The organism is Mycobacterium shunyiense (assembly GCF_058270075.1).
The window spans coordinates 36,908-52,027 of record NZ_JBZDPU010000021.1; the positions used below are offsets into that span (position 1 = coordinate 36,908).

The 15,120-nt window shown below is 64.7% G+C and carries 15 protein-coding genes; 11 read left to right on the forward strand and 4 right to left on the reverse strand.

Translation table 11 applies throughout. The features are described from left to right. Positions 1–20: 20 nt before the first annotated feature. A complete protein-coding gene (locus AC4ELH_RS24090) occupies positions 21–1,961 on the reverse strand; it encodes a hypothetical protein (protein ID WP_498887165.1) in 1,941 nt (646 codons plus the stop codon). Positions 1,962–2,684: 723 nt separating this feature from the next. Further along, a complete protein-coding gene (locus AC4ELH_RS24095) occupies positions 2,685–3,110 on the reverse strand; it encodes a hypothetical protein (RefSeq protein WP_498887167.1) in 426 nt (141 codons plus the stop codon). Positions 3,111–3,447: 337 nt separating this feature from the next. Here AC4ELH_RS24095 and AC4ELH_RS24100 point away from each other — a divergent pair, with 337 nt between their 5' ends. From AC4ELH_RS24100 to AC4ELH_RS24130, 7 genes are all read left to right on the forward strand, one after another. Continuing rightward, a complete protein-coding gene (locus AC4ELH_RS24100) occupies positions 3,448–5,043 on the forward strand; it encodes a DUF4226 domain-containing protein (RefSeq protein WP_498887168.1) in 1,596 nt (531 codons plus the stop codon). 33 nt (positions 5,044–5,076) lie between these two features. Continuing rightward, positions 5,077–5,391, forward strand: coding sequence for a type VII secretion target (locus AC4ELH_RS24105; RefSeq protein ID WP_498887171.1), 315 nt, complete (start codon positions 5,077–5,079; stop codon positions 5,389–5,391). Positions 5,392–5,412: 21 nt separating this feature from the next. Further along, a complete protein-coding gene (locus tag AC4ELH_RS24110; protein ID WP_498887173.1) occupies positions 5,413–5,700 on the forward strand; it encodes a DUF2694 domain-containing protein in 288 nt (95 codons plus the stop codon). A gap of 23 nt (positions 5,701–5,723) precedes the next feature. Further along, the gene (locus AC4ELH_RS24115) at positions 5,724–7,526 is read left to right on the forward strand and encodes a hypothetical protein (RefSeq protein ID WP_498887175.1); all 1,803 of its coding nucleotides are present in this window, start codon (positions 5,724–5,726) and stop codon (positions 7,524–7,526) included. After that, positions 7,523–7,867 carry a YbaB/EbfC family nucleoid-associated protein gene (locus AC4ELH_RS24120; RefSeq protein ID WP_498887176.1) on the forward strand — a complete coding sequence of 115 codons (345 nt, stop codon included), beginning with the start codon at positions 7,523–7,525 and terminating at the stop codon, positions 7,865–7,867. The genes AC4ELH_RS24115 and AC4ELH_RS24120 overlap by 4 nt, the downstream gene beginning before the upstream one ends. Beyond that, positions 7,857–8,324 carry a MerR family DNA-binding transcriptional regulator gene (locus AC4ELH_RS24125; RefSeq protein WP_498887178.1) on the forward strand — a complete coding sequence of 156 codons (468 nt, stop codon included), beginning with the start codon at positions 7,857–7,859 and terminating at the stop codon, positions 8,322–8,324. Before AC4ELH_RS24120 ends, AC4ELH_RS24125 begins: the two co-directional genes overlap by 11 nt. Positions 8,325–8,406: 82 nt before the next feature. Beyond that, positions 8,407–9,273, forward strand: a complete 867-nt coding sequence (locus tag AC4ELH_RS24130; RefSeq protein WP_498887180.1) for a pentapeptide repeat-containing protein — start codon at positions 8,407–8,409, stop codon at positions 9,271–9,273. Between the two features lie 75 nt (positions 9,274–9,348). On the opposite strand, the gene AC4ELH_RS24135 is transcribed toward AC4ELH_RS24130, so the two are convergent. Further along, on the reverse strand, positions 9,349–10,854 hold the full coding sequence (locus AC4ELH_RS24135; protein ID WP_498887182.1) for a Tn7 transposase TnsA N-terminal domain-containing protein: 1,506 nt from the start codon (positions 10,852–10,854) through the stop codon (positions 9,349–9,351). A 394-nt stretch (positions 10,855–11,248) separates the two neighbouring features. Between AC4ELH_RS24135 and AC4ELH_RS24140 the strand changes: the two genes are divergently transcribed. The 3 genes from AC4ELH_RS24140 to AC4ELH_RS24150 all read left to right on the forward strand — a co-directional run bounded on the left by AC4ELH_RS24140 (position 11,249) and on the right by AC4ELH_RS24150 (position 12,699). Continuing rightward, complete coding sequence (locus AC4ELH_RS24140) at positions 11,249–11,725, forward strand: hypothetical protein (protein ID WP_498887184.1); 477 nt, start codon at positions 11,249–11,251, stop codon at positions 11,723–11,725. Positions 11,726–11,815: 90 nt separating this feature from the next. Continuing rightward, positions 11,816–12,082, forward strand: coding sequence for a hypothetical protein (locus AC4ELH_RS24145; RefSeq protein WP_498887186.1), 267 nt, complete (start codon positions 11,816–11,818; stop codon positions 12,080–12,082). Then, positions 12,079–12,699, forward strand: coding sequence for a hypothetical protein (locus AC4ELH_RS24150; RefSeq protein WP_498887188.1), 621 nt, complete (start codon positions 12,079–12,081; stop codon positions 12,697–12,699). The genes AC4ELH_RS24145 and AC4ELH_RS24150 overlap by 4 nt, the downstream gene beginning before the upstream one ends. 763 nt (positions 12,700–13,462) lie before the next feature. On the opposite strand, the gene AC4ELH_RS24155 is transcribed toward AC4ELH_RS24150, so the two are convergent. Beyond that, positions 13,463–13,909, reverse strand: a complete 447-nt coding sequence (locus AC4ELH_RS24155) for a hypothetical protein (RefSeq protein ID WP_498887190.1) — start codon at positions 13,907–13,909, stop codon at positions 13,463–13,465. A gap of 94 nt (positions 13,910–14,003) precedes the next feature. Here AC4ELH_RS24155 and AC4ELH_RS24160 point away from each other — a divergent pair, with 94 nt between their 5' ends. Further along, entirely contained in the window at positions 14,004–15,089 is a 1,086-nt protein-coding gene (locus tag AC4ELH_RS24160) for an EspK C-terminal domain-containing protein (RefSeq protein WP_498887192.1), read from the forward strand. Positions 15,090–15,120: the final 31 nt, after the last annotated feature.

Consider the following 15,120-nt stretch of genomic DNA (forward strand, 5'->3'; position numbering starts at 1 on the left):
TTGAGCACCGCGTCATTTCATCATGAGGCGCTGGTGAGGATGCGCGCGCCCAGAACTTCGGCGATGATGTCGAGCGCTTCGCGTTCGTCGTCGTGCTCTGGTGGCCCGGTGGACATCGTGGCGTCTTGCCAGGCGGCGTGTTCTTCGGCATCTGCCGTGCCGACACTGGCCGGAGCGAAGGCTGATGTCTCACTGGTGGTCTCGTGCGTGCCCGTGCGTTCCTGGTCGCGCTGATCGAGCCATTCCCGCCAGGCGGCGCGTTCGGCACGGTGGCGTTCCAAGCGTTCGTGGCGCGCCTGGTCGAGGTGGTGCTGGCGGGCGATCTCGTCGAGTGTGGTGCGCCCGATGCCGACTGTTCCCCAGCCGGATTTGGTGAGCAGGCCGGCGATTTCGAGGTCGGTGACAATGGTGTCGCCGGTTGCTCGGGGTATCGCGGCCGCGGCGTAGATATCGGCTTTGCGGACCAGTCCGTGGTAGGCGACCAGTTCGTACACGTGCCGTAGGTGGTGTCCGATTACGCTCCAGGCTTCGTGGACTGCTTCCACCCGTACTCGCTGTGCCCTGACTGGATCGTTGGTCACACGATTCTGGCTCGTCAGTGCGTACACATCGGCTTCTGTGCCCAACGCGTGCCGTACCAGCACGATGGGGGAACCCGGTCGGTCTCGCAGGTCTGCAAGTGCCCTCCATACAGTGTCCTCGCTGAGCAGTCCGCAGCCGATCGATAGCGTTCTGCCGCCCACTCCTACCAGCCACGTCCCTGATCGTTGCTCACCGGACACAGCAGCGTAGAAAGCGAGTGCCTGTAAAACGGCCCGCACTGTCCATCTGGCGCGTTTTCCCGAGTACTCCGCGTCAGCCCAGCAGGTGGCGTTGGCCAGCCATTCTCGAAGATCCTTCGGTCCGCGCCATCCTTGTGCCCTCCCCCCCGGTGAGTAGTTATGTTCTCTGTGCCGCGGAGGAGAGGATTTTAGGACGTTGGTGACATACCAGTGCAGGGCTTTGGTGAAGTCCTTGGATAGGGCGATGTCGCCGCGGTGCGTGTAGCGGTCGTAGGCCATGCCGAGCCCGTTGTGCCAGGGGCCGGACGGTGCGATGTGCTCGCGGATGTCGGTGAGGCTGTAACCACGGGCGATTGCGTTGGATATCACCGACATGCGGGCCTCGTGGCGTGATTCCCAGGTGGTGCGGTGGGGGCTGAGGATTCCGTGGGTGGCGAAGTCGGCGACGTCGGCTGGCAGTGGGTTGGCGCGCCGGTAGGCCGGGGCCAGGCGCGTGTCGTCACCGGTGCCGTCGAGGAAGTGCTCGATCGGGCCGGTGGGGACCGGGGTAGCCGGCGGCTTGGGGGAGGGCTTGAGCGCTCCGAGCAACATGTAGAGGCGGGGAAGTAGATCGGGGGCCGATCGGGTGGTGAATGCCTCCAGTGCGTCATCGAGGTTTCCGCCAAGCTGGCGGTACCCGCCAGCTTTGTCCGGTGAGCCTGGAACGCTGATGCAGCCGGTTGCGGGGTTGGTATTCGGGGTGATGTCGAGTGTGGGCAGGCGGCTGGCGAGAATCCGGACTAGTTGGGTTATTTCGTCACATGACGCTGAGGTGCCGATCGCGAGTGGGGCGATGAGGTGTCGTCCGCCGGTTGCCGAGGAGTCGGTGACGAGCACGCCACCGCATGCTGTGATCCAGGCCGCGGCAGTTTCCAGGTCGGCCTGGACTTGTTCAGCAGTGTGGCGTTTGACGTCGAAATCCAGGACCAACAGTTGGGTGCGGCCCTTGCTGTACAGGTACACCGCTGCCGATCGTCGCGGCAGGGCGTCGGTGATCCTGCCCTTGTCGGAGAACTTCTGTGTTTCGGCGTTGTACAGACGCATCTGAGTGCGCCCGGGCGCAGCGATTAAGCGGGCCAGCCGCTTCCACACCAGCTGGGGAGGCGCCGAATCAGGGGCACGCATGGTGGCGGCGTTCACGCGCACTCCCGCGATAAGGCCTGTGGGGCTGGGGAATTCGGGGAGTGCGCCGTAGCCGAATTGGTACCGAGGTCGTTCTTGCGGCTCATGAAGGCGGCCTTCTATACTGGAGCCAGATTGGTTGGAGATCTGGTTCCTTGCGTGGGAGCCCTGCTGGCGGAAGCTGCTACTTGCGCCGGTGGATCAAATACCCCCTTGGCGGTTGCCCGGGGGGTATTTGGTGTTTGGGCTGGTGTATTCGGTTGTGTTGCAGCGGTGTCGACGCGCTGGGGTCCCCCTTCGTGACGGATGTGGCGGATGTTGTCGATCAGTGTGACACCCGATGCGCGGTGCCACCGCGCATCTTCTGCGGTGTGTCGCCGAAGAACATGCCAGTTGAAGCCAGTGCCGGCGCCGCTGCGGTCGCAAGAGATTTCATGCCCAGGCAGCCGCGTTCTGCAGGGCCGCTGCCCCTTGAGCGCAGTGGTCGTCCGGCTGTGGTGCGAGACCTGGCCAACGGGGGGCGAATTGTCCACAAACAGAGAGGACAAATGGCGAAACACGGTGCACGGCGCTGGACGTGTGCCAGGGTGTGCGCTACCGTGAGATCTGTCAGGCAAGACAGTTCCCTTCGGGGAAGATGGCGCTTAAGCGTCCGATCAGCCCTCCGGTTGCCGCCGGGGGGCAGAGTCGTTTTATGGCCGCTTTTGCGCCGCTATGAAGATGTCAGGGTGGCGTCAGCGGTCACATCGCCATCGGCAGCACCTCCGGTTCGCCCGAGGCGGCGGCGGGTCGCGGGTACCCGAGTTCGTCGGCGATCAACTCGGCGAGGTAGACCCGGCGCGGAAGGCCCGCTTCCGTTGAGCCCCGGTCCAATTCAGCCGTAACATCGGGGTGAACGCGAATGGTCACAACGTGCGGCGGCTCGTCATCTGCCCTGTGAGTGAGCGCAAGCGGGATGTCGAGCGGCAACTGGTTGTGACGAGCCAGGTCAGCTCGGCCGACACGGCGCGACAGAAGGTCGGCCAGGAACGTGGACCGATCCAGACTTCCCCGTGCATGGTCGACACCAGCGAGCAGTGCGGGCCACATCGCGGCGGGCACGACGTCGCGGGGGCCAAGGTGGGGGCGACCGGTCCGGCGCCGGCCGGCAGCAGTGGACACGCTCATGGGTGCCTCCAGGTGAAACGTTCCGATATGGCGGTGGCCATGTCGGTCATCGTTACCGAAACCGTTTCTGAAACACCAGCGACACGCCGGAAATCCGCTACCGGATCGTGATCTTGATGTGCTGACAGCGAGATTGGCAGCGAATGTGGCTCTGGTGGTGGACCCTTCGGGGCTGGCGATTCTATCTTTCGGGCATGAACTCACTGTTGGCGCACTTGCTGGCCGCAACCCTTGCCGACGCGGCTGGACAGCTCAGCGGGACACCGCCAGAGCAGCAGCCCAGCGTCGCTGACCGAGCGTCGGCGTGTGGGTGCGACTCAGGATATGGGGGCCGCTAGTGGCAACCCCGGCGCAGATCATTGAGGTCATCGACCACATCCGGCGTTTCAAGCCGGATTGGCGTGGGACCCTGAGCGATTCGGACTACTCGACTCTGGCGCGGGCCTACGAGCGCGCGAAGGTCCACCCTGATGAGCCGCGGTTGCTCGACGACAAGTACCTGGGTGCGCTGCGGCAGGACAACCCGACCCTGTTCGACGGGACGAAGCCGGTGGATCCACCTGCGACACAACCGGTCACCCAAGCTGCGGGAACACAAACGCCAGCTCCGCCAGCGCAGCACCCCGCGCCCCACGGTGCGAGCCCTACACCGGCGGCTGACGATGACGGGTTTTCCGGCAAGGCGGCCGAGGCATCCAAGACGGTCGACGACGCGCTCGCGAAGAACAAGTCCAAGTTGGCCGAGGCCGATGAGGAGTTGGTGGATGCAGTCCTTGGCGCGAAGACTGGATCTGAGCAGGGCAAGGCGCAGCTTCAAGCGCTGCAGACCTCGCTGATCGACCAGATCCACAAGCTGGCACCGAGTTTGGACACACCCGCCGGCCAGCAGCAGTTGTCGGATTTTCTCGACAGCAAGGCTCAGGAGATCCGGGGCATCGCGAATTCCTCGGCGATGGATGCGGCGTCGAAATCTGAGGTTCTCGACGCGCTTGTGCAGCACTACGACGCGGTGAAGAACTCGTCTGGATCGGGGCAGCCCAGTGACAACACACCGGGCGCCGGAAATGAACCCGGAGCCGGCTCTCCTGGTTCGGTGGGTGACCCCGGCGGCGGGGGCGGTGGTGGCGATGCCGGGCTGCCTTCTGATCCGGCCCTTGCGGGTCTGGCTTCGGATCCGCTGATGGGCGGACTGGGTGCATTGGCCGGTCCGGCGATGGGTGCGCTGTCGGGGCTGCCCGGAATGATGGGTTCGATGCTTCCCGGCGGCGGTGGCGGTATGGGTGGCGGTCTGCCGTTGGGCGATCTTGGCGGCCTCATCGGCGGCGCTGTCCGGGATGCCACAAGCACCAAGCCGGAGGATCCTGCCGCCACGGCGACGACCGAGGATCCCGCGGCCAAGCCTGGCGAAGATGATCCGAAGTCTCCCGAAAACCCGCCCGGTGAGCAGACCCCAGACCCGACCAAGACCAATGAGCAGCACGCAGCTCAACCTGGCGGGGATCCGCAAGCCCAGCCGGTATCGGCCGGGGCTGGTCAGGTCGAGCCGCCGGTAGAGCCCGCCCCCGATGCGTCGGTCAAATTGCCTGACGGTTCGACGGTCTCTGCCGACAATCCGCAGCTTGCACGCATGGGCCGCTTGGTGCTGGAAGGCGCCAGCCTCGACGATGCCGCTGGCCAGTCGCAGGTGACCCTGCTGCCTGCCGGTTCACCGGTGAGCGAGCCGGTGTCACCGAGCCAGCTCCGCTTCGGCGACTACGCGCAATTCACCGACCACCGTGTGATGGCCACAGGACCAGGAAAGCTGTGGTCGGGCGGACAGATCGTGGCCGTCGATGAGATGCCTACTGGCCCGAATTTTCTGGGTTGGGCGCGTCCCCATGCTCAATCGGCACCGGCAACATCGGCGCCTGTGGTGGCGGCATCGGCGAATTAGGTACCAGCACAACCCCCGAGACGAGGTTAGATTATGAATGTGCCACTTGATGTCAACGCCGCTGATCTGCGGCGCCGCGCTGAGCTGCACGCACAGGCCATCGACCAGATTAAGGCTGCACGCTCGGATAACGAGCGCATGAACGGCGAGGCAGCCACACTCGGGCCGCTGTATCACGAGGTCCGCGCATCGGTCGGGGAGGTGACGGCGCGACGCGACGAGGCGCTGCTTGCCGAGCAGAATCGCCATGAGCGGATGCGTGATGCACTGCTGCAGTCGGCCGCAGAATACGAGCGGGCCGAAGCCGAAAACATTGCGCGGTTGACGATCAACCCGGCCGACAGGTAGGGGAGCGCGGTGTTGGAGTCCGTGCAAGACACAGCGGTGGAGGTCTTCGAGGCAACCAGCCAGGATGAGACGATCATCGTCGCTGTCAACCGTCGCGGGGGCTCCATCGGCGTGCAGTTGGAACCCGAGGCGATGACGCTGGCCGACGAGGAATTAGCCGCGCGGATCATCCGACTCAACACCCTGGCTTACCTGAGGTCACAGCTGGCGATCCGGCTGGAGATGGAAAGCAACCACGTGGAGAACGTCGGTTCGTTCCTGCCGACGGAGGATCAAGTGGCCGCGTTTGCGATGACTATCGACTTCTAGAAAGTGCGAGGGGGGCAGTACACATGGCGGGTGTCAACGGTGGGGGATCACCGCTAGATGTCTCCCAGGCCGGGTTGGCCACGGTGGCCCTCACCCTGAATACAGCAGCGGCCAGCCTTGCCGCCCTGGCCTCAGCCGCACCCGTTCACGCACCACTGGCCGCCGACGAGGTCTCAACCAGCGCTGCCACCCGCCTCACTGAGCACGGCAGTGTCCTGTCCAGTCGAGCAGCCGACGGCGCCGCGGTACTGGCAGCAGCCGCTCAAGCCGTCGCGGCCGCCGGCATCAACATGGCCGAGACCGACCAAGCCAACGCCACCGGGCTCACCCTGACGGGCTACACAGCCCCCCATGTAGGAGGTCCGGCCAGTCCCGGGGCCGCGAAAACTAATGCGGTAGCTGTCAATACGCCGATAGCGCCGATGGCACCACGCCCCGGCGAGGTCACCGCGGCCCTCATTGAAGCGGGCTGCGCCAGCACCGGAACCACCTTCACAGCCGCCTGCCATGCCTATGAGCGTGCTTTCGAAACATGCGCCGTGGCCACACGAAACGCCGAGAACGCGGTATCTGCCGCCATCACCGGGCGCACCGGCCCGCGGCTGTCGGCGGCGCTCAACAAGTTCGCCGCCTGGGCCGATCAGATGGCCAACCATTCGAAGGCTCTGGCCCAAAGCGCTCAAGCCCATGGCGACCGCTTCCAAAGCACCCAATACGACACACCGCGCACTCAGCAGTTCACCAACACCCGTCAGTCATTGACACAGGCTCAACTGCTCAATCTGCGCACGGGTGGGATGGCATCAGGATTGGTTACCCAGTACGCGGGCCACCTGCAGCAGCTCGATTCCACAGCGACCAACGCCGCAGTGTCCTACCACCTGGCCGAGCTCCCGCAAACCCCGCCGCCACCACCACCGGTAGCCGACATCGTCGCCGACGGCGCGACACCGTCGGCGGAACAAGCCGGACAACCCGGCGAGCGCAAGGCCGACCGCACCGACGCCAAACCCGACGACACCGCCAGCACCGACCCCACCACCGCAGAGGGTGCCGCCAGCGTCGACGACGCGGCGCTGACCGACCTGGCAGCCGACCCGCTAGCGGCCGGTGACCCGGACGCGTCACCGTTAGGCGGCGACCCGATGCAGCAGGTCGCTCCGATGGCCGCCATGCTGCCGTCGATGCTGGCTGGCTCGCTCGGCGGCGCAGTCGGTGCGGTGACCAGCGTGCCGCAGAAGATCGGCGAACAGGTCATGGGCGCCGCCCAGCAGGTCCTGCAAGGCGCATCGGCCAGCTTGAACACGCCCGAAGATCTCGGACTCAGCGACGACTCCCTCGATCCTGCCGGCCTGTCAGGACTCGGCAGCGGCCTTGGAGGTGGTGGCGGCGGGGGAGGCACTGAGCCGGCCGGAGTGAACACCTCGCTACCGCCATCGAGCGGCGGTGCGCTTGCCGCCGCTTCCGCGCCGTCGACGGGCCCAACACTTCCCACCAGCGCCGGGGCTCTGCGACCTCCTGCCCAAACCGCTGTGCCCGGAGCTGGAATGGGCGGCATGGGCGGCATGATGATGCCGCCCCCGATGATGGGCGGAATGGGCGGCGGCGCGGGTGCAAGTCGCCCAACCTCACCTCCCGACAAGACCGTGAAGATTCCCGAGGCACCCAACGAGGAGCCGGTCAAAGGCGAAGTCGAGCGCCGACAGACCGTCACCGTCGACGACAACACCAACACCACGACAGAGAGCAGCGGCCCCCAACCGGGCCGGCCACGCCGACGTGTCGTGGTGCCCACCACCGAGTCCGAAGGTGAACCCAAACCGTGACAACCTACAGCTCCGACGCCGAACTTGTAGCCCGAAACTTCGCCCGCATCGAACGGGTCCAACAGACGCTGCGCGACATCAAAAAGCAGTGGGCGGCCATCGATGTCCACATGGAAAGCCCCGACGGTGACGTGCAGCTCTCCGTTAACCACCAGGGCCGGCTGATGTCACTGTCTCTGGCCCCTGGGTGCACCAACCGCTACACCAACGAAGCTCTGGAGCAGCTCATCAGCACCACCATGAGCGCCGCAGTCAAAGAGGCATACTCCGAACTCGACGAAATCGAGGAACAAGCCGAAAAAGCCGCACTCGCCGCCGCCGAACTGCTCAATGAGCAGTGAGGACGCGGTACCCCAGATGAACGACGTGTTCAAGCTGAGCGAGGCATCCAAGTTGTGCGGGATCAGCATCGGAACGTTGCGCCTGTTGATCGCCGACGGGCTTCTCCCAGCGACCCGAACCTCCAACGGCCATCCGCTACTACCCGCCGACGCACTACCCACCTGGCAACAATGTCGAACGCTGCTTGAGCAACAACGAGACCGCGCGCTGCAGCGCGCCGCCCAACACGTCCGCCGGATCCAGGTGGAGATCGAGGCCGTCGGCAACGACATCGCCGAAGCGCTCGAGAACCCTCGGCTTCCCCTCGGTGCCGACCTCGTCTCGGCCAACAGCCACGCCTCCCACGGCTCGGACACCGCGCTCTCTGCGTCACTGCGGCAGTTGGATTTTGAGCGCCTGCAGGTCGCCGTGTACGACCGTGCCCTCAGGGACATCGCCGCGCGCGACCGCGCCTAACCACATCTGCCCGCGGTCAACACCAACACAACGTGGTCACCACTGCCGAAACCAAACACGAACTCTACGAAGGGAACTGCCCGTGACGACAGCCATTGAGAACATGCGTGCAATCGCAGCGAGCCTGGATTCCCCAGACCCCGACGATCAAAACCGGGCGATAGACCAACTGCTGTCCATCAGCAACGACTCGTCGTACGAGACAGCGATAGCGGCGATCGACTTGTGCTGTGCCGGGCTACGCCAGCCATCATCATTCGCGCGGGCGGCCGCGTTGCACCGATTGTTCTGTGACCTACTTCCTCGGCTGCTGCGGAAGACGGGTACCTATGCTGGCGCTGATCTGCGCCGCGCGGAATTCTCTTCCGCCATGTTCGACGAATGCGACCTTCCAGCCGCCGACTTCGCGGGTGCTCGCTTCGGCAACGGCACCAGCTTCCTGAAATCAAAACTCGTGGGAGCCCGGATGACCGGCGCGGTAGCGGAGCTGGAGACAGTCTTCGCGGCCGCACAGCTGCCTGGTGCCCACTTGGCCGGACTCTGCGCGCCCAAAGCCAACTTTGCGGGGGCCGATCTCAGCCACGCCGACTTCACCACAGTCCAACTGCGCGACGCGAACTTCGGTGTAGCGAACGCGCCGGGTGCGGTTTTCGTCGGCGCGGACTTGTCCGGTGCCGACCTAAGCGGTATGGACCTGCGAGGGGCAAACCTGGCCGGCGCGAAACTCGATGGCGCAGAGCTCAATGAGGGACGTGAGGAAAGGATCACCGACTTGCGCGGAGCCAACCTGGCTGGCGCCAGCTTCAATGGCGCGCGGCTGATACGCGCTGATCTACGGGGCGCTAACTTGGCTGGGGTCAACCTGGAGTTCGCCACGATCGTCGGAGCGGAGCTGCACGGCGCGATCCTCGCTGACACTAAGATTTCATCGAGCAGCGTTCTGTTCTGAGGTTGCTACCTTGGAGTTTGACGAGCTGCTGGCCTGCACCCCATCCTGGACGGCAGCTCGTCGTAATCCGTGCGACTACTGGCCCAGTTGGTAGGGGGTCAAGGAGAACGCCACATTGTTCTGGGCGGCGTACGCTGCCACGTCCATCGTCCGGATTCGGGTGTGCTGCCGCAGCCGCAGCAGCGCCGGCCAAGTGATCGGCCCCGTCACCAGAGCGTTGGTCAGGGCAGTGTGTGCAGCGGGATCAATCGTGCGTCCCAGCAGGTCTTCATAGGTGCGGCCACTGTGTGCCACAGTCACCCATCCCCACCCCTGCTCGGCGGCAAAATGCTGCCCTGCTTGGCTTTTCAGGAGATTGTCAGTCACCGCCATTTGCGATAGCGGCTTGACCTCGACCAACAGCATTCTGCCATCAGTCAGCATGACGAGCAGATCCGGAATGTAGCTGCTGCGGTATCCATCCGCTCTGGAATAGGAGACTTCACACGGCTGCTCTTGATAGCTGTGAACACGGGCGCTGCGCTCGGCAATCATCAAGGCGGCCTCTTCTAGCAAGGAATCGAATTCCACCATCCTGTTGAGCTTTTCGGAGCGAAACCAGCCGCTATAGCCGACACGATCGTTGCCCGTGGGTGCGCGCTGGGAATAGATCGGAAAAGCTACATCGGACAACGGCCGCGTGCGGGCCGGCCAGACCGCATTGGCGATCCACTTGTCGAGGCACTTTTCGACCGCTGCCTGCCGCTGCTGCTCACGCGCCTCTTTGCGGACCTGCTTGCGACGGTAGGCGAGATACTCGACAGTCAAGTCGCTGAGATGCTCGGAACGTGCGCGGGAATTCCCGACCATGAGTGCCACCGCTCGGACCAGCCATGGCGGCTGGCAGCGGAACTGAGATTCCGCACTGTCGGTGAGCCGTGCGACCAGCGTGTGGTCAGAGTGCTCGGCAAGAAGATCAACGGCCAAGGCGAGCGTCTCGGCCGCAGCTCCAGCCCGTGCCGACCGAGATCCTATGCGCGCCAGCGCTTTGGCTTCCAGTTGCCGGACTCGTTCCCGCGTGATTCCTAGTTCGTCGCCGACTGCTTGCAAGGTGTTGGCCCCGTCGATCAGGCCCAGGCGACGTAACACGATGTAGCGCTGGCGATCGTCGAGGAGCTCGCTGGCGGCTTCGGCCACAAGCTGTCCCCACAGTTCAGTGGCCAGTTCTGCATCGAGACGTAGTGTCGATGGCCACGCGAAGGTGCTCGGGGGTGGAACCGTCACCGACAGCGCGGGTTTCGGCTCGGGCGGTCGCCGGGATGTCGCAGGGTCAGCTTTTCGGGCGGTTGTGTAGAGACTCCACCAGTCCGGGTCCGCAGTGGGATCGGTGGAGCTCAGGTCCTGGCAGAGCAGCTTCCAAGATTCGCTGCTGGCGTCCGGCCGGCGATCTGGGGTGATCAGCCGGTGCGCGACGGCAACGAGCGCCCCGGGGGTGCGGCCGAGTGCTCGAGCGATATCGGGCCGGCTGGTGCCGCCACGGATGTGAGCCACCATGGCGAGGAGTTCCTCTGGACTCCATCGTTCACCCTGCCGATTCTCCATTCGATCACCCCCGCGTCGCACCGTAGGCGACCGCACCGACACTGTCTCCCGCGATCGACCAGGAGGCTCACCAAAAACGCTGCGTTTCCGAGTTTGGTCGCGCGTCATTCCTACCGTGGTTGCGCGAGCCCGAATCAGCCGCTGGTAGTAGCCACATGTCCTAGGTCACCGCTACGGTGGATGCATGAGCGAGGGGGCGTCAACGCAGGTCGGACAGGCTACGGCAGGTCCGCCGTCGCCGTGGGCACCCCCCCGCGGACCGGCGCAGCCCGCAGTTGCCGCCGCCGGACCGGCCCAGCCCACCGTTTCGCTACCTCCCCAACCTCAGCCAGGAGCACCTATCCCAGCGCCAAGCGCGCCGCCGGCAACGTCTAGCAAACACACCCCTAAGGTGGTGTGGTGGCTCTCGGGCGGGGCGGTCGTCCTGGCCGTCGCTGCGGTCGCGATGGGTGCACTCGCGTGGATGCGCCCAGACCCGGCTCCCATCACGACAACGGTGAACCCCGCGGCGCCCACCTACAGTGAAGAGGAAGTTAACGCCGCGCGCGACGATGCCTGCGCTGCGGCCAAATCGGTCGTTGCAGCCGTGTACGAGGCATCGGGGCCGGTGGTCGCGGCGTTGCCCAACCGCGACAGTCCCGAGTTCAAGGCCGCGCTGGCCAATGAGCAGGCCGTCGTGCTCGTTGAGATGGAGTATCTGCGGCTGCACACACCGCCGGCCACCCCGCGTGAGATCGCTGATCCGCTCAAGGAATACATCGACGCCACACTCGCCGTACTCGCTGCCGACACCAACGGACAAGACCGCGAACTGCCTGCACGGCAGACTCAGACGGCCATGGACAAGGCTTGGGAAGCCTGCAAGCGGTAAGGGGGAGACGAAATGCCAGCAGTTACCAACAGCAAGCCAATCGATCTTGAGCCGATACGGGCACAGGCAGCGAATGCGTCAGCACCCAGCATGGCCCTCACTGCCAGCACCCAGGCCGCCGCAACCGGATCGACCAGCGCGGCCACAGCGTGCACCGCGGCCGCATCGATGTGGGCCGGACTAGCCGTCGCTGTCGTCGACGACGAAGCCACCCGCCAAGGGATCATCGCGAGCGGACAACGACGATTCCTGCGGTTCTACGCGCACAAGACCGAGGCTGTGACAACGCTTGTGACAACCGATGACGAAAACAGACAAGCGTTGACGCTTCTACCCGGCGGGACGGTGGCGGTATGACCACTTACGCGACACCAGCAACTCAGCCGACCATCCAATACGGTGTGCCGCCTGTATCTCCCCAGCCAGGCAACATCCCACCGCGTGCCGCTCCGGCGACCCGATCCCGCAGCCGTGGGATTCTCGCTGCTACAGGTGCATTCATCCTTGCGCTAGGCGCGGCGGTAGTGACCGCTTTTGTGTTGGCGCATCCGGTCAAGCCTGCCGAGCAGACGGTCACCGTCACTCCTCCGAGCCCGGTCACGTACAGCAGCTCTGAGATTCAGTCGGCGAAGGCCGCTGCTTGCTCGGCATGGGACAAGGCCGCACGCACAACAGCAATAGCGAGCAAGGCGAGTGCGGCCGCACTCGAACTGGAGCCGAACTCGCAAGCCCCCGGCAGTGCAGCAGCTCTAGCAGCTGAGAAGCGAACTGGGGTTTCTGCAATGTCCTATCTGCGGAGCGCTATTGGGCCCGCCACCCCAAGTGAAGTGGCAACCCCAATCGAAAACTGGATTGCCGCCAGTTTCGATGAATTGCATGCGATGAATCAACGTGACTGGAGCGAGGCCGACAGAGCCCGGGTGCGGGTCAACAACTTGGTGGACGTGATCCTGCCAGGGTGCGGGTTGCGCTAATGCCGGCCGTTGGGGGATCGGCGGGATCGTATAGGGCACTGATCATTACGCCCGACATGGTGCCTCCGCCTGCCGAGGAGTGGGACGCTCGGGCCGAGTTTTATCGGTCCGGCGCGACCACTTGGGACGGCATACATCAGCAGATTGTTCGTGACAACGCGGAGTTCCGTGAGGCGGCCCAGTCGACGGGGTTCGATGCGGCCCATGAGGCCGGTGCCAAAGTCGCCGAGGAAGCGAAGACGATCAGCGAATGGCATGACGGCGTGGCCAAGAAATGCGACGGGATCGCGACCGTACTACGCGAGACCTCAGCTGGGCAGGATCAATTGGTGCGTGATGCCGACGCGGCTATCAGTTCGGCGAAGCTGCCTGGGGAGCGTGAGGCTCTTCAGTTGACTTACCATACGCAGGCTCGGGTTCAGACGGGCTGGGGCGTCGAGGCGGCGATGGCGTTGCACACGTCGTTCAAGAAAAGTGCCGAGAACACCCGCGCCATGAGCCTTCTCACGAAGTGGGGGGACCTTCCTGGCTCGCCGTCGGCCGACCCACTCGACAACAAATCACCAGGCATCAGCCAGGACGAGGACCCTTACAGTCACACAGCGAAACCGGACCTTAGGGACGAAAAAGCACATCCTGCTCCAGAATTGCTCGGCGACGGCAAGCCAGCGACTCAATCTGGCATTGGTGGCGGCGAAGGAACAGCCGCACCAGGTGTAGTGGGGACGCCGCCAACACAGTCACCTGTAGCGGGTTCACCTCGTCAGGCGTCGCCACTCGGTAGCGGTCTTTCGTCAATGCCCAGTGGTGGTGGGATGCCTGGTGGCGGCGGGGGGATGTCGTCTGGTGGGATGCCTGGTGGCCTGGGGGGCGGTGGTCTTCGCGGGTTGTCGGGGAATCCGTTGTCGGGCGGGCTGGGCGAGTTGCCGGGGTCGGCGAGTGGTTTGTCGGGTCCTGCCGGTGGTGTTTCTGGGGCCGGGTCGCCGGCCGCGGCGTTTTCTCGTGGAATGAACACCGGTGGGGCGATCGGTGGCGGGTTGCCGTCGCCGCCGCCCTCAATGCCGTCGGGCGCTTCGCCGGCCTTGTCGCCGGGGACTGCGATGCCCAGTGTTCCGGCCGCGGGGAGCGGTGGTGGGGCAGCGCCGGTTTCGGCGCAGCCGGGTATGGTCTCGCCCGCGGCTCCTGCGGCTCCTGCTGCGCCTGCGGGCACGGGGACTGGTATGGGTGCTGGGGCTCCAATGATGTTGCCGCCGGGCGGGATGGGGCCTCCGGCATCTGCGGTTCCCCCGCCGTCGGCTGTCACGATGCCGGCGAGCGCGGTCGGTGCTGGTAATGTGCCCTCGACTTCGGTGCCTGCTTCGCCGGGCGGGGCGGGTGCGACCTTGATTCCGGCGAGTGTGGTGGCTGCCGGTCAGACTGCTGCGGCGCGGGAGCGTCGTGAGTCTGCGGATGCGGCTGCTGCCAAGGAGTTGGCTTGGAAGCTGCAGCACGCGTCGCTGTGCGTGAGCTATAACGCTATCGATTGGGCGGTGGGAGTTTTTCGGTCACCGAGCGGTACTGAAACGGTGATTACGTCAAATGATGGGGCGAGTTACATTCCGTATGGGGTGTACGTTCCTCGGTCTGCGAGGCTGTTGGCTTCAGATCCATTGGTGGATGAGCATTTTCGACAGTTGTGGTTCGGGTGGAACGATCCGGCTCGTGTGCTCGTCGAGTATGCGAGGTTACGCGCGGGTAGCGGATGGCGGCTGGTGGCTGCGGCGACGACGGGGGCGGTGACCGCGCTGCGGGATGAAGGTGTAGAGCATCCGCCGACATGTTCGCGTGAGACGAATCCTCTTCTGCGGGGGGAACGTCCGGTTACCCCGCCGACGCTGGATGGGATGCACGTGCATCGGCTCAGCCTTGTATGGCCCGACGTTTATCCACGACTTCTTACGGTGATGGACGCGCAGTCGGTATATCAAGAACGGATCGTCAACGCGGTCACGGCTCTCATGCTTAATGCGGCCACGACCCAGACGATGGCGGTGCAGGGTGGTATCCCTGATTCGTTTCGGCGCATCTGGTTGTCGCGCGGGGGCGGTCCGGAACCGAATGCGCAGGAATGGGCTGCCTACGATGCTGAGGTTTCGACGTTCAACATGCTTGTAGCGATGTCGCGGCCAGGGTTCATGGGTGCTGGTGACCCGCGTGAAACTGTGGACGAACAGCGCATCTACGAGGCGCATTGGTTGGTGGCTCGGACAGCTGAGCATGTTGGCGGTTGGGCACGGCGCCCGCTTCCATTGCCTGATATGTGCTATGCCGCACTGACTTTGGGGCGTTCGGGCATCCGTGAGCTGATGGAAGAAGCATTGGTAAGCGTCGAGGAAGATCTCCGGGTTTAGCCGGTTGCACTTGAGGACCAGCCAGGGGTTG

Excerpts from the sequence above, each read along its gene's own strand:
- AC4ELH_RS24095 (WP_498887167.1), bottom strand. The coding sequence starts at position 3,110 with ATGAGCGTGTCCACTGCTGCCGGCCGGCGCCGGACCGGTCGCCCCCAC.
- AC4ELH_RS24105 (WP_498887171.1), top strand. The coding sequence starts at position 5,077 with ATGAATGTGCCACTTGATGTCAACGCCGCTGATCTGCGGCGCCGCGCT.
- AC4ELH_RS24115 (WP_498887175.1), top strand. The coding sequence starts at position 5,724 with ATGGCGGGTGTCAACGGTGGGGGATCACCGCTAGATGTCTCCCAGGCC.
- AC4ELH_RS24125 (WP_498887178.1), top strand. The coding sequence starts at position 7,857 with ATGAGCAGTGAGGACGCGGTACCCCAGATGAACGACGTGTTCAAGCTG.
- AC4ELH_RS24135 (WP_498887182.1), bottom strand. The coding sequence starts at position 10,854 with ATGGAGAATCGGCAGGGTGAACGATGGAGTCCAGAGGAACTCCTCGCC.
- AC4ELH_RS24145 (WP_498887186.1), top strand. The coding sequence starts at position 11,816 with ATGGCCCTCACTGCCAGCACCCAGGCCGCCGCAACCGGATCGACCAGC.
- AC4ELH_RS24150 (WP_498887188.1), top strand. The coding sequence starts at position 12,079 with ATGACCACTTACGCGACACCAGCAACTCAGCCGACCATCCAATACGGT.
- AC4ELH_RS24160 (WP_498887192.1), top strand. The coding sequence starts at position 14,004 with ATGCCGGCGAGCGCGGTCGGTGCTGGTAATGTGCCCTCGACTTCGGTG.